This is a genomic window from Telluria sp. AZSoR62 (assembly GCF_058111565.1).
This window is the reverse complement of sequence record NZ_JBYTST010000002.1, coordinates 1-26,358: the sequence shown is the minus strand read 5'-3', so window position 1 is coordinate 26,358 and position 26,358 is coordinate 1. Positions and strand designations below refer to the sequence as shown.

General features: G+C 66.7%; 25 protein-coding genes. 14 read left to right on the top strand and 11 right to left on the bottom strand.

The features are described 5' to 3' along the window. Window positions 1-153: 153 nt before the first annotated feature. Window positions 154-1,662, top strand: a complete 1,509-nt coding sequence (locus tag AC3XQU_RS03550) for a hypothetical protein (RefSeq protein ID WP_489872763.1) — start codon at window positions 154-156, stop codon at window positions 1,660-1,662. 84 nt (window positions 1,663-1,746) lie between these two features. On the opposite strand, the gene AC3XQU_RS03545 is transcribed toward AC3XQU_RS03550, so the two are convergent. The 3 genes from AC3XQU_RS03545 to AC3XQU_RS03535 all read right to left on the bottom strand — a co-directional run bounded on the left by AC3XQU_RS03545 (window position 1,747) and on the right by AC3XQU_RS03535 (window position 6,802). Next, a complete protein-coding gene (locus tag AC3XQU_RS03545; protein WP_489872762.1) occupies window positions 1,747-4,620 on the bottom strand; it encodes a M16 family metallopeptidase in 2,874 nt (957 codons plus the stop codon). A gap of 100 nt (window positions 4,621-4,720) precedes the next feature. Next, complete coding sequence (locus tag AC3XQU_RS03540; protein WP_489873194.1) at window positions 4,721-5,632, bottom strand: sensor domain-containing diguanylate cyclase; 912 nt, start codon at window positions 5,630-5,632, stop codon at window positions 4,721-4,723. Window positions 5,633-5,854: 222 nt separating this feature from the next. Further along, window positions 5,855-6,802: a sensor histidine kinase gene (locus AC3XQU_RS03535; protein ID WP_489872761.1), complete on the bottom strand. Its 948-nt coding sequence runs from the start codon at window positions 6,800-6,802 to the stop codon at window positions 5,855-5,857. Between the two features lie 184 nt (window positions 6,803-6,986). On the opposite strand from AC3XQU_RS03535, the gene queE reads away from it, so the two are divergent. From queE to AC3XQU_RS03490, 9 genes are all read left to right on the top strand, one after another. Further along, complete coding sequence (gene queE / locus AC3XQU_RS03530) at window positions 6,987-7,622, top strand: 7-carboxy-7-deazaguanine synthase (protein WP_489872760.1); 636 nt, start codon at window positions 6,987-6,989, stop codon at window positions 7,620-7,622. Window positions 7,623-7,635: 13 nt separating this feature from the next. Then, window positions 7,636-8,082: a 6-carboxytetrahydropterin synthase QueD gene (gene queD, locus AC3XQU_RS03525; protein ID WP_489872759.1), complete on the top strand. Its 447-nt coding sequence runs from the start codon at window positions 7,636-7,638 to the stop codon at window positions 8,080-8,082. A gap of 31 nt (window positions 8,083-8,113) precedes the next feature. Continuing rightward, window positions 8,114-8,572 carry a tRNA adenosine(34) deaminase TadA gene (gene tadA, locus AC3XQU_RS03520; protein ID WP_489873193.1) on the top strand — a complete coding sequence of 153 codons (459 nt, stop codon included), beginning with the start codon at window positions 8,114-8,116 and terminating at the stop codon, window positions 8,570-8,572. Between the two features lie 169 nt (window positions 8,573-8,741). Further along, window positions 8,742-9,668, top strand: a complete 927-nt coding sequence (locus tag AC3XQU_RS03515; protein WP_489872758.1) for an alpha/beta fold hydrolase — start codon at window positions 8,742-8,744, stop codon at window positions 9,666-9,668. Then, window positions 9,665-10,600 carry a muramoyltetrapeptide carboxypeptidase gene (ldcA, locus tag AC3XQU_RS03510; protein ID WP_489872757.1) on the top strand — a complete coding sequence of 312 codons (936 nt, stop codon included), beginning with the start codon at window positions 9,665-9,667 and terminating at the stop codon, window positions 10,598-10,600. Before AC3XQU_RS03515 ends, ldcA begins: the two co-directional genes overlap by 4 nt. Before the next feature lie 163 nt (window positions 10,601-10,763). Further along, window positions 10,764-12,368, top strand: a complete 1,605-nt coding sequence (locus AC3XQU_RS03505) for an ABC-F family ATPase (RefSeq protein ID WP_489872756.1) — start codon at window positions 10,764-10,766, stop codon at window positions 12,366-12,368. Between the two features lie 84 nt (window positions 12,369-12,452). Beyond that, entirely contained in the window at window positions 12,453-13,586 is a 1,134-nt protein-coding gene (nadA, locus tag AC3XQU_RS03500; RefSeq protein ID WP_489872755.1) for a quinolinate synthase NadA, read from the top strand. Next, on the top strand, window positions 13,583-14,458 hold the full coding sequence (nadC, locus tag AC3XQU_RS03495; RefSeq protein WP_489872754.1) for a carboxylating nicotinate-nucleotide diphosphorylase: 876 nt from the start codon (window positions 13,583-13,585) through the stop codon (window positions 14,456-14,458). Before nadA ends, nadC begins: the two co-directional genes overlap by 4 nt. 1 nt (window position 14,459) lies before the next feature. Further along, the gene (locus AC3XQU_RS03490; RefSeq protein WP_489872753.1) at window positions 14,460-14,792 is read left to right on the top strand and encodes a hypothetical protein; all 333 of its coding nucleotides are present in this window, start codon (window positions 14,460-14,462) and stop codon (window positions 14,790-14,792) included. Window positions 14,793-14,807: 15 nt separating this feature from the next. Here AC3XQU_RS03490 and AC3XQU_RS03485 read toward each other — a convergent pair whose 3' ends face one another. From AC3XQU_RS03485 to nadB, 4 genes are all read right to left on the bottom strand, one after another. Next, the gene (locus AC3XQU_RS03485; RefSeq protein WP_489872752.1) at window positions 14,808-15,851 is read right to left on the bottom strand and encodes an alpha/beta fold hydrolase; all 1,044 of its coding nucleotides are present in this window, start codon (window positions 15,849-15,851) and stop codon (window positions 14,808-14,810) included. Between the two features lie 12 nt (window positions 15,852-15,863). Continuing rightward, window positions 15,864-16,742 carry an NAD-dependent protein deacetylase gene (locus tag AC3XQU_RS03480; RefSeq protein ID WP_489872751.1) on the bottom strand — a complete coding sequence of 293 codons (879 nt, stop codon included), beginning with the start codon at window positions 16,740-16,742 and terminating at the stop codon, window positions 15,864-15,866. Between the two features lie 84 nt (window positions 16,743-16,826). Continuing rightward, a complete protein-coding gene (locus AC3XQU_RS03475) occupies window positions 16,827-17,726 on the bottom strand; it encodes a DMT family transporter (RefSeq protein ID WP_489872750.1) in 900 nt (299 codons plus the stop codon). A 40-nt stretch (window positions 17,727-17,766) separates the two neighbouring features. Beyond that, window positions 17,767-19,395 carry an L-aspartate oxidase gene (nadB, locus tag AC3XQU_RS03470; protein ID WP_489872749.1) on the bottom strand — a complete coding sequence of 543 codons (1,629 nt, stop codon included), beginning with the start codon at window positions 19,393-19,395 and terminating at the stop codon, window positions 17,767-17,769. A gap of 173 nt (window positions 19,396-19,568) precedes the next feature. On the opposite strand from nadB, the gene AC3XQU_RS03465 reads away from it, so the two are divergent. Together AC3XQU_RS03465 and pnuC are read left to right on the top strand one after the other, a co-directional pair. Continuing rightward, complete coding sequence (locus tag AC3XQU_RS03465; RefSeq protein ID WP_489872748.1) at window positions 19,569-20,069, top strand: pyridoxamine 5'-phosphate oxidase family protein; 501 nt, start codon at window positions 19,569-19,571, stop codon at window positions 20,067-20,069. A gap of 107 nt (window positions 20,070-20,176) precedes the next feature. Beyond that, window positions 20,177-20,776 (top strand): nicotinamide riboside transporter PnuC, encoded by a 600-nt coding sequence (gene pnuC / locus AC3XQU_RS03460; protein WP_489872747.1) that lies wholly within the window; start codon window positions 20,177-20,179, stop codon window positions 20,774-20,776. Here the strand turns inward: pnuC and AC3XQU_RS03455 are convergent. Together AC3XQU_RS03455 and AC3XQU_RS03450 are read right to left on the bottom strand one after the other, a co-directional pair. Then, on the bottom strand, window positions 20,773-21,114 hold the full coding sequence (locus AC3XQU_RS03455; protein ID WP_489872746.1) for a hypothetical protein: 342 nt from the start codon (window positions 21,112-21,114) through the stop codon (window positions 20,773-20,775). The genes pnuC and AC3XQU_RS03455 overlap by 4 nt on opposite strands. Before the next feature lie 106 nt (window positions 21,115-21,220). Beyond that, on the bottom strand, window positions 21,221-21,664 hold the full coding sequence (locus AC3XQU_RS03450; protein ID WP_489872745.1) for a DUF411 domain-containing protein: 444 nt from the start codon (window positions 21,662-21,664) through the stop codon (window positions 21,221-21,223). Between the two features lie 131 nt (window positions 21,665-21,795). On the opposite strand from AC3XQU_RS03450, the gene AC3XQU_RS03445 reads away from it, so the two are divergent. Further along, a complete protein-coding gene (locus AC3XQU_RS03445; protein ID WP_489872744.1) occupies window positions 21,796-22,956 on the top strand; it encodes a tyrosine-type recombinase/integrase in 1,161 nt (386 codons plus the stop codon). Between the two features lie 14 nt (window positions 22,957-22,970). On the opposite strand, the gene AC3XQU_RS03440 is transcribed toward AC3XQU_RS03445, so the two are convergent. Next, window positions 22,971-23,249, bottom strand: coding sequence for a hypothetical protein (locus tag AC3XQU_RS03440; RefSeq protein WP_489872743.1), 279 nt, complete (start codon window positions 23,247-23,249; stop codon window positions 22,971-22,973). A gap of 103 nt (window positions 23,250-23,352) precedes the next feature. Beyond that, window positions 23,353-24,903 (bottom strand): hypothetical protein, encoded by a 1,551-nt coding sequence (locus tag AC3XQU_RS03435; protein WP_489872742.1) that lies wholly within the window; start codon window positions 24,901-24,903, stop codon window positions 23,353-23,355. A gap of 324 nt (window positions 24,904-25,227) precedes the next feature. Between AC3XQU_RS03435 and AC3XQU_RS03430 the strand changes: the two genes are divergently transcribed. Then, complete coding sequence (locus AC3XQU_RS03430; RefSeq protein ID WP_489872741.1) at window positions 25,228-26,106, top strand: hypothetical protein; 879 nt, start codon at window positions 25,228-25,230, stop codon at window positions 26,104-26,106. The last annotated feature ends 252 nt before the right edge of the window (window positions 26,107-26,358 follow it).

Here is a 26,358-nt window from a genome sequence, read left to right as displayed (position 1 = left end):
AAGACGCACCCTGCCGGCCCGGCGATCCGTGCACGGCAGTCGCGCGCGCACCCCTGCCGGTTTGGAGTAATCTCGACCCATTCGCCCAGCCGTGGCGGGCGCATGGCAAGCGACTCGCCTGCGTCATGACATTGACCTTTTGGAGGTACGACCATGCAACATACTCTCGTAGCCGTGTTCGATAACCGGACCGACGCCCAGAATGCAATGAACGAACTGCTGTCCTCGAATTTCTCGCGCCAGGACGTGCGCCTGTCGAACGCAGACCCGACCGGCATGACCGACAGCGTGACCGGGGCATCTCCCAGCTACACCAATGACGGCACCGGCGAGGGCATCGGCGCCAGCATCAAGCACTTCTTCACCGACCTGTTCGGGGCCGATAACAGCGAACGCGCCAGCCGCTACGAAGGGGCGGTCACGCGCGGCCACCACGTGCTCACCGTCCGCGCCGACTCGCTGCCGGAGGTCGAGCGCGCAGCCGACATCGTCGAGCGCTACGGCCCGACCGACATCGACGAGCAGTCCTCGGGTCCTGGTGCCACCGGTATGGCGGGCATGCCGGAGTCGATGCGCATGAGCGGCGCCGGCGGGATGCAGCAATCGGCCTCGATGTCGGCGCAGTCCGGCACCCCGCCCGCCGGCCAGCCGGCGGCGCCTGTCCTGAACCAGCAACTCGACGACGCGGGCGACCGCAAGCTGTTCGCCCAGCAATCGCTGAACCAGGCCGAGCCGATGGGCCAGACCTACCAGGAACCAATGGGCAAGAGCGGCCTGAGCGCCACCGGCGGCACCTCCTTCCAGGGTTCGACCCTGCAGGAGAACTCGGTACAGGGTTCCTCGCTCGACGGCACCCAGAGCACCGCGGCGTCGTTCGACAGCTCGGGCCAGCAGGGCGGCACGATTCGCGGCTCGGCGCTGGAGGGCTCGGCCTACCAGGGCGGCGGCGCGGCATCCCAGCAGCGCGACGCGCGCGCCGGCATGGGCTCGATGGAAATCCAGCGCGGCAAGTCGCGCATCTATTCGCCAGGGACCGGAGCCGCCAGTTCCAGCCCGAGCCTGGACAGCGGCAGCACCTCCGACGATGACGATACCCGCTTCCGCAGTCACTACGATACCCACCTGAGCAGCTCGGACAACGACTACGACGACTACAAGCCGGCCTATTCGTATGGCGCCGAAATGCGCAAGAGCCAGATGTACCGCAACCAGCCCTGGGACGATATCGAGGGCGACATGCGGCGCGGCTGGGATTCGCGCATCGCGAACGGCACCGGCGCCGGCAGTGCGACCGGCACCGACAGCGTGGGCGGAGCCTGGGACAAGATGAAGGCAGCCGTGCGCCATGGCTGGGAAAGCATGACCGGCGGCCACAAGACCACGGCCGATCGCCTGGACCTCGACGACGACACCGCTTACCGCCGCCACTGGAACGCCACCTACAGCAGCGCTACCGAGGGCTCGTCCTACGACGAGTACAAACCGGCGTATTCGTATGGCTCGGAGATGGCGCGCGACGAGAAATACCGCGGCCGCCAGTGGAGCGAGGTGGAAAACGACCTGCATACCGACTGGGACACCCGCTACAGCCGCGGCGGGCCATCGACCTGGGAAAAGATGAAGTCGGCGGTGCGACATGGCTGGGACCGCATGACGTCCTGAGCTGTTGATTTGTCCGGCCGCCGGTAGCGGAAAAAAAATCGGCGCCTCCAGGGGCGCCGATTTCACAAGCGTGTAAAAGTCAGCTTACTGCGCAAAGGCCTGCACCGCCGGCGTGATCCTGACCGCCTCCGGCCTGATCCCCAGCTTCATCGACCCGATCTTCTGGTCTTCGTCGAGCAGCGACTGCGGCTTGGTGGCGTCGTATTTCACCGGCGAGAAAGCGTCGCTCACCAGCTTTTCCTTCAGGTCGGCCGCATCCTTGGTAATCACCACCACCGAGAGCTTCCTGCTCGAGAGGTGCTTCCTGATGGCGGCATTTACGTCGGCTACCGTGAGTTTGGCCAGGCCGTCGCGCATCATGCGCGTGAATTCCGGCGTCCGGTACCACTGGGCGTCGAGCGCATAGCCCAGCTGCTGGTCCTGCGTGGCCGTCATCACGAACACGTTCTTCATCAGGTAGCCGCGGGTGGTCTCGAAGTCCTGCTCGCTCAAGCCATTGGCCACCAGCTTGTCCAGCTCGAACAGCGCGGCGCGCAGGGCGAAGTGGCCGTTTTGCGGGGCCACCGGACGGATCCAGACTTCGAACAGCTGCGCCTTGCGGCCCAGGTTCGGGTTCGGGAAGAACTGGAACATCCCGCGCGGGAAGGCTTCGATATAGGCATAGTCGCCGTAGTTCAGGCCGCGCTCCTCGCGGATGCGCTGGTACAGGCGCGCGCTCGAGGCGCGGTGCTCGCCCAGCCAGGTCTTGGCCATCCACAGGGCAGGGAAGTCCGGATGCGAGCGCGTCACTTCCAGGGGCAGGCCGAAGGAGATCGCGGTGGCGCGGGTGTTCTTCTCGATGATCTCGACTTCCAGTCCGTCAGGCATGCGCCCACGAATGGCGGGTGTCGCAGGCAGTCCGCCGCCGGCGGGCAGGCGCGCCAGCGCGGTCTTGAGCGAGGCCGTCATCTTCTCCGACACGTCGCCCGAGATGCCGATCCGCACCGCGCCCTGGGTGTAGGCCTGGCGGTAGAAGTTCTTCACGTCCTCCAGGGTGATCGACTCGATGCCCCTGGCCGTGCCCAGCACCGGGTGGCCGTAGGGCGTGCCGGCGAAGACGTTCGCTTGCAGGCGCTCCTTGCCGAATTCCTCTTCGTTGTTGTCCTTCAGGTCGAGCACCAGCGCGTTCTTCTGCGCGTCCTTCAGGCGGCGGAAGTCTTCCTCGCGAAAGCCCGGGTCGGTCAGCAAGGGCAGGGCGATACCCAGGTACTGGTCCCAGTTGTCCTTGTGGGTGGTGCCGGTGAAGGTGGTCATTTCCTTGTCGGTCTGCTCGGTGAGGCTGGCTGCCAGCGGGAACAGGGCCTTGGTGACTTCGTCGATCTTGCGCTCGCGCGAGCCGGCGGACGCCACCATCGCAGCGGTCAGCGCCGCCAGGCCTTCCTTGCCTTTCGGGTCATGCGCGGAGCCGGCCGCGAACAGCAGCTTGAAGCGGATCTGCGGCAGGCTTGATTTCTGCACCAGCACGTCGAATCGTGCGTCGCCGGCCTTGGGCGCGAAATCGGCCAGCTTCGGCAGCGTGCCGACAGCCGCCGGCAGGGCGTCATGCGACAGGGTGGTGACCACCATCGAGTCGTCCACCAGGTATTTGCGGGCGGCAGCCTGCAGGTCCGCTGGCGTCAAGCTGTCGACCACGCGGTAATAGCGGTTCAGGGTTCCGTAGGAACGGTCGAAGTGCACGTAGGAGGCCAGGGTCGAGGCGATCGCCTCGGTATTGTCGAGCGAGCGGATCAGGCCGTACTTGTTGGCGGACTTGGCGTCGGCCAGGGCGCTGGCGGTCACCGGCTCGTCGCGCAGCTTCGCCACCGTCGCCAGGATGGCGTCGCGCACGTAGACCGCGTCGGCGGCCTTCTTGACGCGCGCGCCGATCGTGGCCAGGTTGGCGTCGACCCGGTTCGGGGTGTAGTCGAACAGCTGGTCGACCTTCTGCTCGTCCTGCACCAGGCGCTTGTACAAGGTCGACGTGCGGCCGAAGCTCAGCGAGAGCAGCATCGACAACGCCGCCTGGTCCTTCTTCGTTTCGGAGAAGGCCGGCGCGCGGAAGGCGACCGTCACCAGGGGCAGGGTCGGGGTTGGCCATGGCACGTGGCGGTACTGGGCGCCGCGCGCGGGCGGTTCGACCGGCACGTTCGACTTGAAGCTGCCGCGCTTCCAAGCGCCGAAATAGCGCTCGACCATTGCGATCGCCTTGGCCGGCTCGACGTCGCCGGCGATGATGACGGCGGTGCGCTCGGGCCGGTACCAGCGATCGAAGAAGACCTTCGAATACTCGTACTGGTTGGGCATGTCCTCGATGTCCTTGAGGAAGCCCATCGTCGTGTGGCGGTAAGTGTGGGTGGTGAAGGCCGCTTCGCGCTGGACTTCGAACAGCTTTTGCATCGGGTTAGCGCTGTTCTTGTTATACTCGCCAAGTACGGCGCGCGATTCGGTCTTGAAGGCCTCCACTGGATAGGCTAGGTTTTGGAAGCGGTCGGCTTCGACCTTCAGCACGGTCTCCAGGTCTTCCTTGGCGAAGGTGGTGTAGTAGTTGGTCAGGTCGTCGCTGGTGTATGCATTCTGGCGCGCGCCGGCCTTGGTGATGATCTGCTGGTACTTCTCGGGCGGATAAGTCGGCGTGCCGCGGAACATCATGTGCTCGAAGAAGTGGGCGAAGCCCGACTTGCCCGGCTCGACTTCGTTGCGCGAACCGGTTTGGACCGGGATGTGCACCGACACCAGATTCGGGAAGCCGGTCGGCACCACGATCACCTTCAGGCCATTGGGCAGGGTTTTCTCGACGGCCTTGAAGGGCAGCACGTCCGCGCCGGCGGCGGCCGTTGCCGCCTTGGCGGGCGCTGCGGCATGGGCCGGCGCCGCGAAGGCCAGCAGCGCAGCGGGGATGATGGTCGCCAGCAGGCTGCGCGACAGAATGGATTTCGACACGGTCTCTCCTTATTAGAATATTGCTAACCGCAAAGGATAGAATATTCGACAGGCAAAGACCAGTGAATTCAGGCATGCATATATGCCGCGCCACCGGGGTTTACGCCGCTTCGCTCAGGGGAAGGCTGATGCGGTTGCGGCCCAGGTGTTTGGCGCGGTAGAGGGCGGCGTCTGCGATCGCGACCAGCTGGCTGGCGGTGCTGTCCGGGCCGGCAATGGCGGTGGCGGCCCCGATCGACACCGTCACGTGCCGGGTCGGCGCGGTGGATGGCAGCTGCAGCTGCTCGACCCGGCAGCGGATGCGTTCGGCGACGATGGCCGCGCCTTTGAGCGACTGGTTCGGCAGGATCACCGCGAATTCTTCGCCGCCATAGCGCGCGACCAGGTCGTTGGCGCGCATCTCGCTCGAGACCGCTTTTGCGATGCGCTTGAGGCATTCGTCGCCCCCGAGATGGCCGTTGGCGTCGTTATAGGCCTTGAAGTTGTCGACATCGACCATCAGCAGCGACAGCGGCTGGCCCTGGCGCAGGGCGCGCGCCCATTCCGCATGCAGGGTATCGTCGAAACAGCGCCGGTTGGCCAGGCCCGTCAGGCCGTCGCGGGTGGCGAGCTGCTCGAGCGCCACCTGGGCCATCTTTTCCTCGGTCAGGTCGCGCAGGGTTTCCACTACCGCCGACAGTTCGCCTTCGGAATCGTAGATCGGGCTGGCGTCGGCCGCCAGGTAGCGGCGCCGGCCGGCGCGCGGCATGTCGAACCAGCTCTCCAGGCACAGGCTGGCCGCGGCGCCTTCCGGCGCGGTGCGCGGGATGATCTGCCGCACCTCGTCGGTGCTGTTCTGCAGCACCAGGTCGGCCAGGGTAGGGCGGCGGTGCTCGTAGAAGCTGCGCCAGTGGTCGCTGGTGCCGAGGATTTCTCGGGCGGGAACACCGGTCAGCCGTTCGCAGGCGCGGTTCCAGATCATGACGCGCGCATGGCGGTCGAGGACGAAGACCGGGATCGAGATGGTTTCCATCAGTTGACCGACGAAGGCATCGTCCTTGACGAGCGCATTCGCGGCAGGCAGGTTGATGCCGGCGCTTGTTATTGTCGAACTGATCATAAGGTCCTCTGCGGTTCCGGTCCGGCAGCCGAAATGACTGCCAACAGGAAACGATTTTGCTACCGCAAGCGGATCAACTTATTGATTTTGAGCAAGGCTGGACACAGCTGCCCGACATGACACGGGGGCCTCGATTCACGCCATCAGGGGCTCTCGCCGCACCGGCAGGGTGACCGACAGGACTGTGCCGCCGCGCCGGCCGGCGGCCAGGCGCATGCTGCCGCCGAGCGCCTCGGTGCGTTCGCGCATCCCGTCCAGGCTGCTGCCGCGCTGCGGCTGGATGGCCGGGCAAACGCCGTCGTCTTCCACCTTCAGGGTGATGTCGCGGGCCGCATCGACCAGGGTGACGCAGACCATGGTTGCCTGGGCATGGTGGGCCACGTTCGCCAGCGCTTCCTGCAGGGCGCGGAACAGTACGGCGTCGGTTTCGCGGTCGGTGCCGATTGGCGCCAGCGGGTCGCTGCCGGCGTCGAAGCGGTAGTCCAGGCCATGCAGGCGGGCGAATTCGGCCAGGTGGCGTTCGGCGGCCTGGCGCAGCGTGGTGCCTGGGGCAATCGGGCGCAGGCCGGCGACGATGGCGCGCACGGCACGGATCGAGGAATCGAGGTTGGCGATGGCGGCGGTGAGCTTGTCATGGACGGCAGGCGAGGTGCCGCGCACGGCCGCCTGCTGCAGGGCCAGTTCGACGCGCAGGGCCAGCAGCCGGTGCCCGAGCTCGTCGTGCAGGTCGCGCGCGATGCGGGTACGCTCGGCGTCGCGCACGCCTTCCTGGCCATGCACCAGCCGGCACAGCACTTCATGGCTGCCGGCCAGCGCATTCTCGACGTCGGCATGGGCGCTGCGCTCGGCCGCCAGTTGCTGCTCGAGCGAGCGGCTGCGTTCGTCGGCCGCCCGCGAGCGCCGCTGCAGCAGCACCGCCAGCGCCAGCGAAGCCAGCGCCACCATGGCGGTGGCCAGCAGTTCTGGCGGGGCGCCGCGCAAGGGCAGCGGCACCGCAAGCGCTGCAGCGGCAGCGGCGGGCGCAGCGCCGGCAACGAGCGCAAATGCCGACAGGCGCACTAGGAATGAGATGGACTTTGTCATGGCTTCCTTCTTACTCACGTTCGGAACATTCCTCAGGAAGGTACATCGGAGTCCGACGGAGAATATTGTCGATCCTCAATGCATGAACGCCACACCGGGCCGCGCCGAGGCCCTTTGCCAGACCGCGGCAGTAGCATGGCCGGGGCGCGGCGCGCTATAATGGAAGGTTGACGAGAGGCCTACCGTGACTTACAGCATCAAAGAGATCTTCTACACCCTGCAGGGAGAAGGCGCCCACGCGGGGCGTCCGGCCGTGTTCTGCCGCTTCTCCGGCTGCAATCTGTGGAGCGGGCGCGAGCAGGACCGCGCCACCAGCATCTGCCGCTTCTGCGATACCGATTTCGTCGGCACCGACGGCGAGCGCGGCGGCAAGTTCCGCGATGCCGCCGCCCTGGCCGCCGAGATCGATTCGCTGTGGCCGGCCCTGCACCCGGCCAGCAAGTACGTGGTATTCACCGGCGGCGAGCCGCTGCTGCAGCTGGACCGCGCCCTGATCGAGGCCATGCATGCGGTGGGCTTCACCATCGCCATCGAAACCAACGGCACGCTGCCGGTGCCCGAGGGCGTGGACTGGATCTGCGTCAGCCCGAAGATGGGCTCGCAGCTGGTGGTCGCGCGCGGCAACGAGATCAAGGTCGTGATCCCGCAGGCGGAGCAAAACCTGGCCGCCTACGAGGCGCTCGACTTCGACAACTTCTACGTGCAGCCGATGGACGGCCCGCTGGCGGCGGAAAATACCCGCCTGGCGATCGAGACCTGCCGCCGCAACCCCAAGTGGAAGCTCAGCCTCCAGACCCACAAACTCCTCCAGATTCCTTAAGTTAGCCAGCCCCATGTTGACCATTACCCGCAAGCTGGAATTCGATGCAGGCCATCGCATTCCCGACCACAAGAGCCAGTGCCGCAACCTGCACGGCCACCGCTATACCCTCGAGATTACCCTTACCGGCGAAGTCATCGACGCTGAAGGAAATTCCGACAACGGCATGATCATGGATTTTTCCGACGTCAAGACGCTGGCGAAAGAGCACCTGGTCGACGTCTGGGACCACGCTTTCCTCGTGTACGAAAAAGACGACAAGGTGCGCGAGTTCCTCGCTTCGCTGCCCGGCCACAAGACGGTGGTGATCGACTGCATCCCGACGGTCGAGAACCTGGCGCGCGTCGCCTTCGGCATCCTCAAGACCGTGTTCACCGACCGCTACGGCACCGGTTTGCGCCTGCACAAGCTGGTGCTGCACGAAACCCCGAACTGCTGGGCAGAAGTCCTTGGCGCCTGAACAGGCCCTCGATGACCCGGCCCTGCGCTTCATGGGGATGGCGCTCGAGCAGGCCCGGCTGGCCTGGGACCAGGGCGAGGTGCCGGTGGGGGCGGTGGTGGTCAAGGACGGCAAAGTCGTCGCGGTCGGCTACAACCAGCCGATCGGACGCCACGACCCGACCGCCCACGCCGAAATCGTCGCCCTGCGCGCAGCGGCGGAGAAGCTCGGCAACTACCGGCTGCCCGGCTGCGAGCTGTATGTCACGCTCGAGCCCTGCATCATGTGCTCGGGGGCGATGATGCACGCGCGCCTGGCGCGGGTGGTGTATGCCGCCCTCGATCCCAAGACCGGCGCCTGCGGTTCGGTGGTGAATCTGTTCGAGCAGGAAAAACTCAATCACCACACCGAGGTGGCGGGCGGCCTCATGGCCGAAGAGGCCGGCAGCCTGCTCAGAGCCTTTTTCGCCGAGCGCCGCGCGGCTTCCCGGAAATTGCCGGCCACGCCCTAGGCAGGGGCGGCGCGCGATCGCTGCGGCAGCGCAGGCCCGCATGCCGGGTGCGAGCGCCCGCAGGATTGCGAAAGTGGTATGCTCGATTCAAGCCGTCCCGCACGGCGAGCCCATTCCACCGCACTACCGAGAGAACCGATGCCGCCCCGCGCGGCGCCGATATATCGCCATGCCAACGCTGAACGCCAACGGAATCCGCATCGCCTTCGATACTTCGGGCGATCCCAAGGCCGTGCCGCTGCTGCTCGTGCATGGCCTGGGCATGCAGCTGGCGAGCTGGCCCGACGAAATCGTCGACGGACTGGTCGAGCTCGGCTTCTATGTGATCCGCTTCGATAACCGCGACAGCGGCCTGTCCACCAAGTTCGAGCAGGCGGGCGTGCCCAATCTCTCCATCGCCGCGCTCAAGGCCAAACTCGGCTGGCCGCTGCGCGCCGCCTACCGCCTCGACGACATGGCCGAGGACGCCATCGGCGTGCTGTCCGCGCTGGGCGTGGCGCGCGCCCACGTGGTGGGGGTATCGATGGGCGGCATGATCGCCCAGATCCTCGCCGCCCGTTATCCGCAGCGCATCCTGAGCCTGACCTCGATCATGTCGAGCAGCTGCCGGCGCGGCCTGCCGGGTCCGGAGAAAAAGCTGCGCAAGCTGCTTGGCCGCCGCCCGGGCAATCCGGCCGACATCGACAGCATCATCGACCAGGGCATGGAAGTCATGCGCGCCATCGGCAGCCCGTCCTACCCGACGCCCGAGCGCCTGCTGCGCCGGAGGGTGGCCCGTTCGGTGCGGCGAAGCTATTGCCCGAGTGGCGTCGCGCGCCAGATGATGGCGATCGCCGCCTCGGGCGACCGCTGCGCCCAACTGGCCACCATCACCGCGCCGTCTCTCGTGATCCATGGCGCGGCCGACCCCCTGGTACCGCTGGCCTGCGGCGAGGATACCGCCAGCCGCATCCCCGGCGCCCGCCTCGAGATCATCGAAGGCATGGGCCACGACCTGCCGCCGCAACTGGCGGAGCGGCTGCTTGCCTTGATCGATGCCCACGCCAGGGGTAAGATGCTACCGGACTCAACACCCCGGCTATTTGTCAAACAGTGATCACCCAACAAATCGGTATTGCCATCGTCGCCCCCGGCGGCCAGGCCCTCGACTCCTGCGCGGTCGACCGCGCGGTCAGCCGCCTCGAAACGCACGGCTGCCTGGTCCACAACTACTACGACCACGCGGCGATCCACGAGCGCTTCGGCGGCACCGATGCGGGCCGCCTGGCCCAGCTGCAGGCAGCCGTGGCCGACCCGGATATCCAGTTGATCATGGCCTTGCGCGGCGGCTACGGCACCACGCGCCTGCTGCCAAAGATCGATTTCGAGGCAATTGCCGCCAGCGGCAAGCTGGTGGTCGGTTTCTCGGACATCACCGCCATCCACATGGGCCTGATGGCCCGCACCGGCGCGCTCAGCTATGCCGGGCCGATGCTGGTGGGCGACTTCGGCGCACGCGACACGGTGCCGTTCACGCTCGACAATTTCTGGCACTGCCTGGCCGGGCCGACCCATACCATTACCGAATGCGTCACGGGCAATCCTTGCCTGGAAACGTCCGGGACGGTCTGGGGCGGCAACCTGGCGATGGTGGTGTCGCTGCTGGGCACCCCGTATTTCCCGCAGATCGACGGCGGCATCCTCTATCTCGAAGACATCGGCGAGCACCCTTACCGGGTCGAGCGCATGCTGCTGCAGCTCGAGCATGCCGGAGTCCTGGCGCGCCAGCGGGCCGTGGTGCTGGGCGAGTTCTCGGGCTACCAGCTCGGCAAGAACGACAACGGCTACGATTTCGGCACCATGCTGGCCCACCTGCGCGCGACCCTGCCGCTGCCCGTCATCCACGGGCTGAGCTTCGGCCACGGCCCGCGCCGGGTGACGATTCCGTTCGGGGCGCAGGGACGGCTGGTGTCGAACAGCGACGGGTTCAGCCTGGGCCTGTCGGATTACCCGACCCTGCGCCTGGCCGCTGCCGCCGGCTGCGCCTGAAGCCCCTGGCCTCGGCCTTGCTCTTACGGATTCTTGTTCAGCAGAAAATCCATCCTTCCCGGTCGCCCGGGGCAGGGCGGCGGCCCCCGTCGTCCCCATGACAGACCGTGAAATGGTAGAATGCCCGGTTAATCGAACACTCTGCTTCTAAAGGTTTACTCCCGTGCTATCTACAGCCAACATCACGATGCAATTCGGCGCCAAGCCGCTTTTCGAGAACATTTCCGTCAAGTTCGGCGACGGCAACCGCTACGGCCTGATCGGCGCGAACGGCTGCGGCAAGTCGACCTTCATGAAGATCCTCGGCGGCGACCTGGAACCATCGGCCGGCAACGTCAGCCTCGACCCGGGCGAGCGCCTCGGCAAGCTGCGCCAGGACCAGTTCGCGTATGAAGACGTGCGCGTGCTCGACGTCGTCATGATGGGCCACACCGAGCTGTGGAACGCCATCTCGGAACGCGACGCCATCTACGCGAACCCGGAAGCGACCGACGACGACTACATGCGCGCCGCCGATCTCGAGGGCAAGGTCGCCGAATACGACGGCTACTCGGCCGAAGCGCGCGCCGGCGAACTGCTGCTGGGCCTGGACATCGCGGGCGACCTGCACCAGGGTCCGATGAGCGCCGTGGCGCCAGGCTGGAAGCTGCGCGTGCTGCTGGCCCAGGCCCTGTTCTCGAATCCGGACATCCTGCTGCTGGACGAGCCGACCAACAACCTGGACATCAACACGATCCGCTGGCTGGAAGACATGCTCAACCAGCGCAATTCGACGATGATCATCATCTCGCACGATCGCCACTTCCTGAACCAGGTCTGCACCCACATCGCCGACATGGACTACGGCACCCTGAAGGTGTATCCGGGTTCCTACGACGACTACATGCTGGCCTCGACCCAGGCCCGCAACCAGCAGCTGGCCAACAATGCCAAGGCCAAGGAAAAGGTCGCGGAACTGCAGGAATTCGTGCGCCGCTTTTCGGCCAACAAGTCCAAGGCGCGCCAGGCGACCTCGCGCGCCAAGCAGATCGACAAGATCAAGATCGAGGACTTCAAGCCTTCGTCGCGCGCCTATCCGTTCGTGCGCTTCGAAGCCGAGAAGAAGCTGCACCGCCTGGCGGTGGAGACCGAGGGCTTGAGCAAGGCGTACGACCGCACGCTGTTCAAGAACTTCTCGATCATGATCGAGGCCGGCGAGCGCGTCGCGATCATCGGCGCCAACGGCGCCGGCAAGACCACGCTGCTGCGCTGCATCGGCGGCAAGGACATCACCGGCCTGGACGCGGACCACGGCCGCACCAAGTGGGCCGAGAACGCCAACGTCGGCTACATGCCGCAGGATCCGACCGAGGAATTCCCGACCGACGCGGTGCTGACCGACTGGATGGGCCGCTGGACGAAAGAAGGCGACGACGACCTGGCCGTGCGCTCGATCCTGGGGCGCCTGCTGTTCGGCGGCGACGAGGTCAAGAAGTCGGTCAAGGTGCTGTCCGGCGGCGAAAAGGGCCGCATGATGTACGGCAAGCTCATGCTGGGCCGCCACAACGTCATGCTGCTGGACGAGCCGACCAACCACATGGACATGGAATCGATCGAGTCGCTCAATATCGCACTGGATAAATACGAAGGCACCCTGATCTTCGTGTCGCACGACCGCGAATTCGTGTCCTCGCTGGCCACGCGCGTGCTCGAAGTGAAGGAAAACGAAATCGTCGACTTCCGCGGCAGCTACGAGGATTACCTGAGCAGCCAGGGTATCGAGGCTTAACACTACCCAGGTCGTAGGGTGGGCAGGATTCGCGCCCCCCTTACGCAACCCGATCCCGGACCGCACTGTGAGACCATCATCCGCATGATTACCGTACCGATCAAGACCTACGAATACGACCACCCGCAAGGCGGCCTGTCCTGCACCTCGCAAGCGTGGGCGCGCACGCCGGTCACCCCGACCGCGGCGGAGAAGACCGAACTGAAGGAACGCATCCGCCGCCTGCTCAAGGAGCGCGATGCGGTGCTGGTCGCCCACTACTACGTGGACGCCGACCTGCAGGACCTGGCCGAGGAAACCGGCGGCTGCGTCTCCGACTCGCTCGAGATGGCGCGCTTCGGGCGCGACCACCCGGCCAAGACCCTGGTGGTGGCCGGTGTGCGCTTCATGGGCGAATCGGCCAAGATCCTGAGCCCGGAAAAAACCATCCTGATGCCGGACCTGGACGCGACCTGTTCGCTGGACCTCGGCTGCCCGGCCGACGAATTCGCCGCATTCTGCGACCAGCATCCGGACCGTACGGTGGTGGTGTACGCCAATACCAGCGCCGCCGTGAAGGCGCGCGCCGACTGGATGGTGACCTCGTCGATCGGGCTCGACATCGTCAAGCACCTGCACGAGCAGGGCAAGAAGATCCTGTGGGCGCCGGACCGTCACCTGGGCGCCTATATCCAGAAGCAGACCGGGGCCGACATGCTGCTGTGGCAGGGTTCCTGCCTGGTGCACGACGAATTCAAGGGCGTCGAACTGGACCTGTTGAAGGCCGAGCACCCGGACGCCAAGGTGCTGGTGCACCCGGAGTCGCCGGCCGCCGTGGTGGCCCAGGCCGACGTGGTCGGCTCGACCACCCAGCTGATCAACGCCGCGGTGAACCTGCCGGCGACGACCTTCATCGTCGCCACCGACAACGGCATCCTCCACAAGATGCGCCTGGCGGCCCCCGGCAAGCATTTCATCGAGGCGCCCACTGCCGGCAACAGCGCCACCTGCAAGAGCTGCGCGCATTGCCCATGGATGGCCATGAACGGCCTGAAGAACCTGGCCGAGGTGCTCGAATCCGGCGCCAACGAAGTGCATGTCGATCCGGCGATCGGCGTGCAGGCCAAGCGCGCGATCGACCGCATGCTCGATTTCGCGGCCGCGAAAAGAGCCCAGGCCCTGCCGAGCGGTGCGCTCGAGCAGAACGCGACCTTGTTCCAGGGAGTAGGACCTGCATGAGCACTCTGCGTAACCCGCACGCCAAGTTCGACGAGAAGCTGCAATCGGCTTTCGAAGCCAATATCCTTGCCGCGCTGCTGGAAGACATCGGCAGCGGCGACCTGACCGGCCTCCTGGTGCCGATTGAACCCCGCGTGCAGGCCCGCGTCATCGTGCGCGAACGCGCCGTGCTGTGCGGCGCGCCCTGGTTCGAGGCCGTGATGCTGGCGGTCGACCAGGGCATCGAGATCGACTGGAAGGTCGCCGAAGGCGAGATGATGGCGGCGGACTCCGTGGTCTGCACCATCGAAGCCAATCCGCGCTCGCTGCTCACGGCCGAACGCGCGGCGCTGAATTTCATGCAGCTGCTCTCGGGCGTGGCGACCGCCACCCGCAAGTACGTCGAGGCCATCGAAGGCACGAAGGCGGCCATCCTCGACACCCGCAAGACCCTGCCGGGCCTGCGCCAGGCGCAGAAGTATGCGGTGCGCGTCGGCGGCGGCAAGAACCAGCGCATGGCGCTCTACGACGGCATCCTGATCAAGGAAAACCATATCGCGGCGGCGGGCGGCGTGACCAGGGCACTGGCCGCGGCCGACGCGCTGGGTTCGACGGCGCCGGTGCAGATCGAGGTCGAGACCATCGCCCAGCTTCAAGAAGCGCTGGAGGCCGGCGTCAAGTCGGTGCTGCTCGATAACTTCGACCTGGCGATGATGCGCGAAGCTGTGGCCGTGAATGCCGGCCGCGCGCTGCTGGAAGCTTCGGGCGGCATCAACATGGACACGGTGCGCGCGATCGCCGAGACGGGCGTGGACCGCATCTCGATCGGCAGCCTGACCAAGGACGTGCGTGCGACGGATTATTCATTGCGTATCGTCGGCGGGGTGGCCTGAGATGAACGAACAAATGGATTGGAGCCGCCTGCGCCTGGCAACCGGCGCCCGGATAATGTGGCTGATGTTCGGCCTCGTGCTGGGCGTGCCGACCCTGTTGAGTGGCCTGGCCAAGGACAACACGGCCGACCTGTGCTTCGGGATCGGCATGATCCTGGTGGGCGTGCGCGGCTTCCTGCGCCCGGTCATGTTCGGCAAGGCGCTGCGCATGGAGCAGGATCCGAAGACGGCGCAAGTGTCGATCGGCTCGCCGACGCTGCACGGCGGGCTGTCGATGGTGATCTTCGTCGCGCTGATGGCGGGGATCGTCATCAAGTACGTGCTCAAGTCCTGACCGCGCGAGCGGCGCTTACACCCCGCTCTCGCTGGCCCGCGCCAGCGCCTCCGCCTCCGGCGTGCGCACGTGCGCCGGCTCTCCCACCTGCGCCGCGATCGCATCGATCGCCGCCATCACCTTCTCCGGGTGCGCGTAATGGGTCATGTGCCCCACGCCCGGTTCCAGTTCCAGCCGGCTCAGTGCGAGCCCCTCGTCAAGGCGCTCCGAGTTGTGCCCGGCGACCACGATCTTGTCCTTGGTGCCGGCGAGGATGACCGCCGCCACCTTCAGCTCGGCATAGCGTTTGGCCAGCCCGGCTGCGGACGGAATCATCATCGCCGTCTCGGCAGCCGACGCGCGCAGCTGCTTCGGCCGCAGCGCCATCCACACCGGGAAGGCGTCGAAGCGCACGTCGATCGGCTTGGGCGAGAACATGCGCTTCGACAAAGGGCGCCACAAGGCCCTGGCCAGCAGCGGCGACACGGTATAGCGCAGCAGGTCGCCCACGATCGGGACGGCGGGCTGCGACAGGAAGGCCCAGTCCAGGCGCAGGCTCGGATAGTAGTAACCCGACAGGAGTACCAGGCCGCGTACGACGCCGGGCTGCTGCAGCCCCATCGCCAGTGCGACCATCGTGCCCCAGGAGTGGCCGGCGACGATGGCCGACTCGACGCCGATCTGTTCCAGCGCCTTGAGCAGCAAGGCCGCCTGCTTGTCGGGCGTCCAGACGGTGGTGCGCGGGCGTTCGCTGTAGCCGAAGCCGGGACGATCGAACGCGATGACACGATAGTGTTCGGCCGCCAGATCGAGCAGTCCGCTGGTCTCGAAATCCCTGGAATACACGCCGTTGCCATGCAGGAGCACCAGGGTCGGCCCGGTGCCGCGGTCGAGGTAATGCAGGCGCACGCCATCGACCTCGACGAATTTTCCTGCGGGCGGATTGTCGCGCTCGGCCTTGGCGGTCCTGGCGCGGACGTAGAAGTAGGACGCGAGCAGGCCGATGCCGGCCAGGACCGCGCCGGCGCGCCGGTTCGAGTATGGCGTGCTTGAAGTAATGCTGCGGTAGCGCTTGGTCACAAGATCCCCCTGTTATTCGTTGATTGGTTGTGACTCCCCCGGTTCCTCTGCGTGGAGCAGGCCGGCAACCTGCGGCAACAGCCGCTCGGCCGACTCTTCTAGTTTGAGTGCGATCAGGTGATCCGCCCGGGTGCGCCCCAGGTTGACGGCGGCGATCGGCTTGCCGGTTTCGGACGCCATGCGGCAAAACCGGAAGCCCGAATACACCATCAGCGAGGAGCCGACCACCAGCAGCGCGTCGGCCGCGTCCATGCTGGCCAGCGCCCGGGCGGTCCGCTGCGGCGGGATACCATCGCCAAAGAATACGACATCCGGCGAAAGTACGCCGCCACAATGGACACACCAGGGCAGGTGGAAGTCTTCCAGCGCATCGGGCTCGATGGCCGCGTCGCCGTCCGGCAGGGGCGTGGCCAGCACGTTGGCCAGCTCGGGATTGGCCTCGTTCAGCATGGTCTGGATGAAGGCGCGCGAGAAATCGGCCCGGCAGTGCAGGCAGACCACGCCATGGACGCTGCCGTGCAGCTCGAGCACCGATGGACTGCCGGCGCGCTGGTGCAGGCCGTCGACGTTTTGCGTGAGCAGGGCGCCAAAGCGCCCGTGCTGCTGCAGCCGGGCCAGTGCCAGGTGCCCGGCGTTGGGACGGGCCTGCGCCATGATGGGCCAGCCGACCATGCTGCGCGCCCAGTAGCGCCGCTGAACGTCGACAGAGCGCCGGAATTCCGGCCCCTGGATCGGCAGCCGCCCGCGCCGCACGCCATCGCGGTCGCGGTAGCCGGGAATGCCGGAGGCCGTCGACAGGCCGGCGCCGGTGAGGACCAGGGTGCGCGGATGGCGCTCCAGGAAGGCCGCGAGATGCGCGGCCGCGTCCTGCGGGGGGTGACCTTCTGCCATGGGACATGCTCCTTGCTCAGGCTGCGATCCTAGCATCCCTGGGCGGGGCGCCGGAACACGTTACCGAAGCTGAATGCGAATGGATCAGCGCGCCGACACGCAGATCCCGCCGACGATCAGGCCGAAGGCCAGCACGTGGTAAGCGTGCGGCGCCTCGCCCAGGAAGGCGGACGACAGCAGCGCCGTGAACAGCGGCGTGAGGTTGATGAAGAAGGCGCCGATGCTGGGGCCCGCGCGCTGCACGCCGGCGCCCCAGCAGCGCATGGCCAGGATCGCCGGACCGGTCGCGACATACAGCAGGGCGGCGGCCAGCGGCCAGCTCCAGGCGATCGATACGCCGGCGAGCGCCCATTCGGCGCCGGACAGCCCGGCCGACCACAGCACGCCGAAGCCGACCTGGGCCAGCAGGAATGCCGCCCAGTCGGCGCGCAGGCCGGGTGCGTCCTTCTGCTGCATCAGCATCCAGCTGTAGAAGGACCAGGCGATGGTCGCCAGGATCATGTACAGGTCGCCGGTCACCAGCCGTAACTTGACCAGTTGGTCGAATTCGCCGCGGCACAGCACCACCAGCACGCCGGCGATCGACAGCAGCGCGCCCACGACCTGCTTGCGCTTGACCGGCATCCCGTAGAAGAAGCGGCCTACCAGCAGCATCCAGACCGGGATGCTTGATGCGACCAGGGTGACGTTGATCGGCGTGGAGCTTTGCAGCGCCAGGTATTGCAGCGAGTTGTACAGGCCCACGCCGAGCAGGCCGAGCAGCGCATAACGGCGCCAGTTGGCCAACACGCCGCTGCCGGCCCGGAAGGCGGCCCGGCCCAGCGGCAGCAGCACCATGAGTGCGATGCTCCAGCGGATCAGGTTGAGCGTCATCGGCGGCACGGCGTCGCGCACCAGGCGCCCGACGATGGCGTTGCCCGCCCACAGCACCGGTGGAACCGTGAGAAGCGCGATGGTGGAGGGAGTCAGGGCAGGGCGGTTCATGATCGCCGCCGGTCCGCAACAGGGACCGGCGTGAAGGCGTTTATCGGCGTTCCGGCGTGAGCACGCTCGGCAGTGCCTTGGGTAGCGTGTCGGGGAAGTCGCGCGAATAATGCAGGCCGCGGCTTTCGTGGCGCGACAGGGCGCTGTTGACGATCAGGCAGGCCACCTCGACGAGGTTGCGCAGCTCCAGCAAGTCGTGGGTAATGCGGAAGTTGCGATAGTACTCGTCGATTTCTTCCTTGAGCAGCTTGATGCGGTGCTGGGCGCGTTCGAGGCGCTTGGTGGTGCGCACGATGCCGACGTAATTCCACATGAAGCGGCGCAGCTCGTCCCAGTTGTGGGCAATGACGACTTCTTCGTCGGCATTGGTGACGCGGCTCTCGTCCCAGGGCGGCAGCACCGGGTTCTCGATCTTCGGCGCGGCCGCGATCTGGTGCGCGCAGGCGCGCCCGATCACCACGCACTCGAGCAGCGAATTGCTGGCCAGGCGGTTGGCCCCGTGCAGGCCGGTGCAGGCGGTCTCGCCGACCGCATACAGGCCCGGGATGTCGGTGCGGCCGGCCAGGTCGGTGACGATCCCGCCGCAGGTGAAGTGCACCGCCGGCACCACGGGAATCGGCTGGCGGGTGATGTCGATGCCCAGCTCCAGGCAGCGCGCGTAAATGGTCGGGAAGTGCTCGATCAGGAATTCCGGGCTCTGGTGGCTGATGTCCAGGTGGACGTAGTCCAGGCCGCGCTTTTTCATCTCGAAGTCGATCGCGCGCGCCACCACGTCGCGCGGGGCCAGTTCGCCACGCTCGTCGTGGGCCGGCATGAAGCGCGTGCCGGCCGCGCTTCCCGCTTCCGGCGGCAGTTTCAGCAGACCGCCTTCGCCGCGGATCGCTTCCGTGATCAGGAAGGACTTGGCGTACGGGTGGTACAGGCAGGTCGGGTGGAACTGGATGAATTCCATGTTCGACACGCGGCAGCCGGCGCGCCAGGCCATGGCGATGCCGTCGCCGGTGGCGGTATCGGGATTGGTGGTGTACAGGTAGACCTTGCCGGCGCCGCCGGTGGCCAGCACGGTGTGCTCGGCTTCGAAAGTGAGCACCTCGCCGCTGGCCTCGTCCTGCACGTACAGGCCGTAGCAGCGCGGCTGGCCGACCAGGTGCGGCGCGCCGCCATGCACGCCCTTGCCGGTCAGCTTGTCCGAGGTGATGACGTCGATCGCGCAGTGGTGCTCGAACAGCGCGATGTTCGGATGCGCGCGCACCTTTTGCTCGAGCGTGACCTGCACCGCGTGGCCGGTGGCGTCGGCCGCGTGGATGATGCGGCGCTGGCTGTGCCCACCTTCGCGGGTCAGGTGGAAACCCATTTCGGCCGAGGCGTCGCGGGTGAAGGGCACGCCCTGTTCGATCAGCCACTCGATCGCGGCGCGGCCGTTCTCGACGATGTAGCGGGTCGCGGCTTCCTCGCACAGCCCGGCGCCGGCGATCAGCGTGTCGGCGATGTGCTGGTCGTGGCTGTCGCCGGAGTCGAGCACCGCGGCGATGCCGCCCTGGGCCCAGTTGCTGGCTCCGTCCAACAGGGCGCGCTTGGAGATGATCGCAACGCTGCGCGTCTGCGCCAGGTGCAGGGCCACCGACAGGCCGGCCAGGCCGCTGCCGACAATAGCGACGTCAAATTTCATGGGGGAGTGAGTTCTTGTACGGAGGCGTCACTATAGACGATTTGGCTAGTTTGCGCCGGGCATCGACCAGGGGCTGGCGCAGGGACAGAGCCGGGTCAGTGTACGTCGGCGCACCGATGGCGCCCAGGCGAGGCGCTAGCATCGGGGTTTTCATCCCATTGCAGAGGAATGCCATGCCAGATCACACCACCCCGGCGCATGCCGCCGCCCTGTCCGACAAGATCGGCTCGATGCGCTTTGCCATGTTCACCACGCGCGACCAGAACGGCCACCTCATCGCCCAGCCGATGACCAACCAGCAGGTCGACTCCGAAGGCGCTCTGTGGTTCTACACGAGCTCCACGACCGAATTGTGGGACAACATCGCCCACGAGCCCGAAGTGAACGTCAGCTTTGCCGATACCGACAACAGCAATTACGTGTCGGTCAGCGGCAGGGCCGAGCGTGTGGTCGATCGCGTGAAGATCAAGGCCCTGTGGAACCCGATGGTCCAGGCCTGGTTCCCGGCCGGCCCGGAAGACCAGCACGTGGTGCTGGTACGCGTGATGCCGCATGCGGCCGAGTACTGGGATTCAAACGACAGCAAGATGGTGCGCATGTTCGCCATGGCCAAGGCGGCCATTACCGGCTCGACCCCGGACGTGGACCAGGAGCACGGCACCATCCGCATGTAAGCAGCCGAACCTGGCGGGCTTGCCCGCGCCCGCCATGCTCGCGTAGAGTAACTGCTTCATCCACCGGAGCAGACCATGGCGCGAGCAGGGCAAGGCAGGGCAGGCGCATGACGCCACTTGAAATCGCGGCGAACGCGTTTACCGCCGTGGCGATCGTGCTCGCCGGGCGCAACAGCGTCCATACCTGGTGGACCGGGATCGTCGGCTGCACGCTGTTCGGCCTGCTGTTTGCGCAAAACCGCCTGTATGCGGACGTCGTGCTGCAGGTGTTTTTCGTGGCGACCAGCCTGCTCGGCTGGTGGCGCTGGATCCGCGGCGCGGGCGGCAGGGCGCTGCCGGTCACGCATGCCGGCCTCAAGACCCTGCTGTGGATGATCCCGGCCGGCGTGGCCGCCACCGCCTGCTATGGCGCGCTCCTGCATTTCTACACCAATGCCTACGCGCCGTTTGTCGACTCGGCGGTGCTGGTGTTCAGCGTGATCGCCCAGCTCCTGATGATGCAGCGCCGGATCGAGAACTGGCCGGTCTGGCTCCTCGTGAACACGATCGCCGTGCCGCTCTACGCCAGCCGCGGCCTTTACCTGACCGCGGTGCTGTATGCCTTCTTCTGGGTCAATGCCATCGTTTCGTGGATCTGGTGGCGCAAGCTCGCCGCGCTCGACGCGCACAGGGCGCTGGCGGCGCGCCCGCTGGCGCCGGCAGCCTAGCGCGGCGGCAGGTCGGCCTCGCTCTGGTTGCCGCCGGTTTCCGGCGTGCCCAGGCCGGTGCCGGTCTTGCCGGCCTGGCTCGAATGGGTGTCCTGCGCTCCGCGCGCAGTGTGGGTCATCGCGCTGTCCGGCGCCTGCGTCTGCGGCTGCGATTGCATGGCCTCGCCGTCGGGTGCATTGGCGGTCTTGCCGACCTGGTTGCGGCTCAAGCCGTCGCCGCCGTTGCCGCCGGTTTCCTGCTGGGTTTCGTGGCTGGGGGGCGCGCCTTGCTGGCCGCTGGTGGCGCCGCCGACGCCGAGGGTGGTGGACGGGTCGTCCTGTGGGGTGTGTTCGCTCATCTCGGCCTCCATCGATCGTGAAGCCCGATTATGCGCCTGCCGGCAGCAGGCGTGCATCGGCAGGCGGAGCACGGCGCTGTAGGACGCTCGCGCGGACGCGCGGGTCTTATTCGTAACGCTTGTAGACGGCGGTCTTGCCGCCGTCTTTCACCAGCAGCACCTCGTAGGGATCCTTGCGCGGGCCTTCCATGCCGGGCGAGCCCATCGGCATGGCCGGAACGGCAAGACCGCGCGCCCTGGGCTTTTCCGCCAGCAGGCGCTTGATGTCGGCCGCCGGGACGTGGCCTTCGATCGCGTAGCCCTTCACGCGGCCGCTATGGCAGGAACCATGCTGCGCCGGGATGCCGAACTTCTCGCGGTAATCCGATGGGTTGTCCACGTCCCTGGCCTTGACGGTGAAGCCATTGGCCTCGAGATGCTTGACCCATTCCTTGCAGCAGCCGCAGGTGGCGGTCTTGTACACCTCGATCACCGGTTGCGCGGCGCTGGCGGCGAGCGGAAGGACGAGCGTGGCGGCAAACGCAGCCCGGCTGACGAAACGAAGTAGCATGATGGCTCCGGATGACTGGGACGAGCCGGCATTATGCCGCAGCGACGGCTGGCGTGCGTACTTGCGCCCACCCTTGGTAGGCAGGCGCAGCGGTGCTATACTGTATAAAAACACAGTATATTATCGCAACCATGCCCACGTTTCTCCCGCTCGACCTCGATCCACCCCCTGGCGACGCGCCCGGGCGGGCCGCCGCCAGCGCGCGCGGCGGGGTCTTCCGCGGGGTAGCGGACGAACCGGTGACGGACGCCACGTCCGACGTCGAGCTGGCGCGCGAATATATCGGCCATAGCGAATTGAGCCCGAAATCCATCGCCAATACGCAGAAAGAACTGTACCGCTTCCTGACCTGGTGCCGCGAAGAGGCGCGCAAGACCTTCCGCCAGCTCAGCGTGGCCGATCTCAACGGCTACAAGGACTTCATCCGCAATCCGCCCCCGGAATGGATCAGCACCACCAAGTGGCCGCGCAACGACCCACGCTACCGGCCGTTCTCGGGTCCGCTGTCCGACGCCAGCCGGCGCCAGGCCATGATCGCCGTGAAGGGCCTGCTCGGCTATGCGGAACAGACCGGCTACCTGCGGCGCAACCCGGCGCGCATGGTGCGCAATGTGCGCGCATCGACCGCCAGTCGCGTCACCCGCTACCTGACGACCCAGGCGATCGCATATGCGCTCGATGCCGTCACCAGCCGGGTGGCCGAGACGCCGGCGGCGATCCGCCAGCGCGAGCGCGACCGTTTCCTGCTGGTGGCGTTTGCCCAGACCGGGGCGCGCCTGAACGAGATCGTCGGCGCCAGCATGGGTGCGATCTACAGCGAAGGCGACCAGCGCTGGTGGCTGGACGTGATGGGCAAGGGCGCCAAGCCGCGCCGCCTGCCGGTGCCGCCGGCGATGCTGGCCGCCTACCGCGACTATCGCCGCGCCTTCGGCATGCTGCCGCAGGCCGGCCGCGCCGACCGCACGCCGCTGGTGCTATCGAGCCGCCGCGACGAACCGGTGCGCATTACCGACGAAGCGGCCTCCGAAGCGCTCAAGGCGGTGTTCATGGCCGGGGCCGAGCGCGCCGAGGGGCTCGGCGACGCCGACAGCGCGGCCTCGCTGCGCCAGGCGTCGACGCACTGGCTGCGCCACAGCATGCTCACCAACCACGCCAACAGCGGCGTGCAGCTCAAGACCCTGCAGGATACCGCCGGCCACGCCAATATCGCGACCACGGCGGCCTACCTGCACAAGACCGACCACGAGCGCCACGACGAAATCGTGGGCAAGGGCCCGGGCTTGGCCGAATAGGGCGCGGGCCGGGCCTAGATCGGGAGTTCGGATTCGCCGCCGGCCGAACTGCCGAAATCCTGCAGGTCGTCGAGCGACAGGCGGCGCTCGTTGAGCGCCTGCACGATGGACTTGAGCTGGTCCGCATCCGGATGCAGGTAGACGATCCGCTGTTCCAGCTCGTTATCCCAGTACTTGGTATAGGGGACGTCGGTTTCCGACATGACTTTGGCATCGAAGCTGCCGTCCATCATTTCACCGACCAGGATGACCTTGGCGGTGTCGGGGGTGGTGTTCTTGACGGTCGTGCCCATGCTCATCCTTTCGAGTGATCAGTTCGCATGAGCACATTCTTACCCACATGCCCAGGCCGCGCAAACGGCTGGCATTCAGCCGTGCGCGCTTATGCAGCAATACTTACGGGCTGGCCTGCGGCGCGCTCGCCCGGATGCACGCCGGCTTGCCGGTCACGTAGCGCCAGCCGTTCGGGTAGCGCGGCCCGCTTTCGGGAAGGACCACCCGCCGCCCCGGGCCGCACAAGGCGGCGTGGGCCGCATCGCTGGCAGGGTCGAACACGGACTTGACCGGACGGCCGGGCAGCCCGTAGGTTGCGACCGTGTGCCAGTGGATGGCACCGTCCAGGTGCAGCACCCGCTCCAGGAAGATCTCGGGCTCGGGCGCATACAGGCCGGGGAACAGGCGCAGCATCGCCCGCGCGGCCGGGCTCAGTTCGATGTACACATAGCTGCGCGCGTGCGCCATGGCGCCGGCCTGCACCAGCAGCATGGCCGCCAGCAGCGGCACCGGCCAGCGCGGGACGCGCTGCATCCAGCTAAGTGCCAGGTAGAGCAGCGGCATGCCGCCCCAGAAGGCATAGCGCATCATGCCGTTCGCGCCCGAATTCCAGTTGATGGTCGACAGCGAGGGCACGGCCAGCGCGACGCTGAACAGGATCGCGGCCAGCGCATGCGGCAGCCAGCGGCGGCCGTCCTTTGCGAACAGCTGCACGGCCACCAGTGCCAGCACCACCGGAAACCCGATGATGACGCCCTGGTTCAGGTCAGCATAGAAGGACAGCAGCCGCGCGCCGGTGATCAGGCCGGGATCGGTCGACATCGCCGCGATCTGGCTGGGCATGCCGAACACCGCCTGGTTGTACAGGAAGGGCGCGAGCGCCATGGCCGCCTGCAGGATGGAGGCCAGCACCGTATGGCGGTCGACCACCTTGCGGATCGCATCGGGCGCCGTCATGCGCTCGTGGCCAAGCAGGTAGCAGATACGGATGATGGGCGCGAACACCGAGAAGGCCACCAGCGGCGGATTTTGCATCGCGCCCAGCCCGGCCAGCACCGCGCCCAGATAGGGGCGCCCGAGCAGCACGAACAGCAGGCCGGCCAACAGGCAGCAGCCGGTAAGGAATTCGGTGCTGGCCCAGTTCGCGTACAGCATGCCGCCGGACAGGAGGAAGAAAACGATGGCGTAGATTGTGCGGCGGCTCGAGCCGGTGAACCGGAACAGCGCTAGCGCCAGGATCGCCAGCGCAGCCAGGTTTACCACCTGGTAGGCCTTGAATGGGTGGCCGCCGGCCGCTTCGATGATCTTGAAGGGCAGGGCCGCGAGCGCGGAGTAGGCGAAGAAGTGGATCGCGTAATAGCCGCCATCCAGGCCGCGCACGATGCCGGGAAAGGGCATCGACTCGCCGCGCGCCATGCCGGCGCGTACCTGCTGGTGCAGGGCGATGAAGCCGGGTTCGGGCGAGAGCCGGTCCGCCATGTCGAGGTCGGCCGGGCGGATGTCCGGGCTGGCATGGTTGGCCAGCGCGATGGTCATCAGGGCGTATTCCTGGAAGTCGCCGTCCTTGGCCGGGCGGCACTGGAGGAGGGTGGCGAGCGACAGCAGGGCCAGGAAAAGCGCCAGGCGCATGCCGGGCCGGGCGGGGAGAAAACGTTGCATGAAGATGAGGAACATCGGAAGTCCGGCGGGCCAGGCGCAGTGCGCGCGACCAGGGCCCGGTAACGCCTGATCCTTGTAAGGGTAAGGAGACAGGCAGGATTCTAGCTTGTACTTCCGTCAACAGGAATGGCAGGCCGCATTTTATCCGCCGCGCATGCAGCCTGAGGATGCCGCTTGCCGCGACAGTGCCTGGTAACGATTATCTCACTCGACATTAGCATCTATAATGTCGAGTAAAAGATCTGGGCACGCCCATACTTCAACGCGCAGGGCACGCTTGGGTATGATGTCGGCTCGCGACCTGTCCAGGTCGCTTGGAGTCATGGAAGATCACAATAGATGCGGATCGAAGTCGTATCGGCAGGCGCCTCCGCCGGCCATAACGAGGATTGGGCGGGACATTTTCATTCGGATGGGGTTACCGACCTCGTCGTCATCGATGGCGGCACCTCGGTTGCCGACCGGGACTATGTCGCGCCGGGCACGGGTGACGTGGTCTGGTTCGTCGGTCGATTCGCGGCCGCATTGGAACGCTGCATCGATGCGGGCCTGGGGCAGCACGCAGCCGTGCACGCCGCCATCGAGTCGACCTGCGGCGCGTACCGTGAACTGGCCGCAGGCCAGGACGCGCCGGCATACGCCTGGCCGATCGCGGCGCTGACCTGGACCCGGATCACGCGCACGGTCGCCGGCCATCGCGCGCAGCTGTACTGCCTGGGCGACTGCAAGACGCTGCTGCGCCATGCCGACGGCGGCGTTGTCGACCTCGACCCGTTCGTCAATCCGCAGGAAGGCGTCCTGCGCGCCGAGATCGCCCGGCTGCGCGCCGAGGGCATCGTGGACGGCCCGCAGCGCCACGCGCGGCTGCTGCCGCTCCTGCGCGCGCGCCGCGAATTCCAGAACACGGCCGAAGGGCCTGCAGTCCTGTGCCTGCGTCCGAACGGCGACTTCCAGGCGCGCACGCTTGAAGCGGACCTGCCGGCCGGCGCAACCGTGCTCGGCATGACGGATGGCTTCTACCGGCTGGTCGATACCTATGCGCTGCACACGCCCGAGTCCCTGGCTGCGCTGTGCGTGGCACGTGGATTGGAACCGGCCCTGGACGCGCTGCGCAGCTTCGAAGCGGATGCGCAGGCACAGGCGGCCGCGGAGGGTTCGGTGAAACGGGCGGACGACGCGTCGGCAATTCTCTGGCAGGCAGGTGCGGCGTCGCCATGAGAACGGTGCAGGGCCGGTCGGCACGGCGTCGCGAAACGTCTCACGAGGCGCATAGATGGGCCGGCCTCATGGAAAGGACAGGTCGGGCTGTTTCCTTGACTGGATGCCCCGTGGGGTTGGCCCTGCAAGCCGGGGCGGGCCAGCGGTGTCCGTGCGGATAGCGCATTTAACATAATATAGATTATGCGAAGTTCGGTACGCGCCGTCGTCGTTACTTACGCACAATATTTACACGGTTTAAAGGGATGCTTG

Excerpts from the sequence above, each read along its gene's own strand:
- AC3XQU_RS03550 (WP_489872763.1), top strand. The coding sequence starts at position 154 with ATGCAACATACTCTCGTAGCCGTGTTCGATAACCGGACCGACGCCCAG.
- AC3XQU_RS03540 (WP_489873194.1), bottom strand. The coding sequence starts at position 5,632 with ATGGAAACCATCTCGATCCCGGTCTTCGTCCTCGACCGCCATGCGCGC.
- AC3XQU_RS03535 (WP_489872761.1), bottom strand. The coding sequence starts at position 6,802 with ATGACAAAGTCCATCTCATTCCTAGTGCGCCTGTCGGCATTTGCGCTC.
- queD (WP_489872759.1), top strand. The coding sequence starts at position 7,636 with ATGTTGACCATTACCCGCAAGCTGGAATTCGATGCAGGCCATCGCATT.
- tadA (WP_489873193.1), top strand. The coding sequence starts at position 8,114 with ATGGGGATGGCGCTCGAGCAGGCCCGGCTGGCCTGGGACCAGGGCGAG.
- AC3XQU_RS03515 (WP_489872758.1), top strand. The coding sequence starts at position 8,742 with ATGCCAACGCTGAACGCCAACGGAATCCGCATCGCCTTCGATACTTCG.
- nadA (WP_489872755.1), top strand. The coding sequence starts at position 12,453 with ATGATTACCGTACCGATCAAGACCTACGAATACGACCACCCGCAAGGC.
- nadC (WP_489872754.1), top strand. The coding sequence starts at position 13,583 with ATGAGCACTCTGCGTAACCCGCACGCCAAGTTCGACGAGAAGCTGCAA.
- AC3XQU_RS03490 (WP_489872753.1), top strand. The coding sequence starts at position 14,460 with ATGAACGAACAAATGGATTGGAGCCGCCTGCGCCTGGCAACCGGCGCC.
- AC3XQU_RS03480 (WP_489872751.1), bottom strand. The coding sequence starts at position 16,742 with ATGGCAGAAGGTCACCCCCCGCAGGACGCGGCCGCGCATCTCGCGGCC.
- AC3XQU_RS03475 (WP_489872750.1), bottom strand. The coding sequence starts at position 17,726 with ATGAACCGCCCTGCCCTGACTCCCTCCACCATCGCGCTTCTCACGGTT.
- nadB (WP_489872749.1), bottom strand. The coding sequence starts at position 19,395 with ATGAAATTTGACGTCGCTATTGTCGGCAGCGGCCTGGCCGGCCTGTCG.
- AC3XQU_RS03465 (WP_489872748.1), top strand. The coding sequence starts at position 19,569 with ATGCCAGATCACACCACCCCGGCGCATGCCGCCGCCCTGTCCGACAAG.
- pnuC (WP_489872747.1), top strand. The coding sequence starts at position 20,177 with ATGACGCCACTTGAAATCGCGGCGAACGCGTTTACCGCCGTGGCGATC.
- AC3XQU_RS03455 (WP_489872746.1), bottom strand. The coding sequence starts at position 21,114 with ATGAGCGAACACACCCCACAGGACGACCCGTCCACCACCCTCGGCGTC.
- AC3XQU_RS03450 (WP_489872745.1), bottom strand. The coding sequence starts at position 21,664 with ATGCTACTTCGTTTCGTCAGCCGGGCTGCGTTTGCCGCCACGCTCGTC.
- AC3XQU_RS03445 (WP_489872744.1), top strand. The coding sequence starts at position 21,796 with ATGCCCACGTTTCTCCCGCTCGACCTCGATCCACCCCCTGGCGACGCG.
- AC3XQU_RS03440 (WP_489872743.1), bottom strand. The coding sequence starts at position 23,249 with ATGGGCACGACCGTCAAGAACACCACCCCCGACACCGCCAAGGTCATC.
- AC3XQU_RS03435 (WP_489872742.1), bottom strand. The coding sequence starts at position 24,903 with ATGTTCCTCATCTTCATGCAACGTTTTCTCCCCGCCCGGCCCGGCATG.
- AC3XQU_RS03430 (WP_489872741.1), top strand. The coding sequence starts at position 25,228 with ATGCGGATCGAAGTCGTATCGGCAGGCGCCTCCGCCGGCCATAACGAG.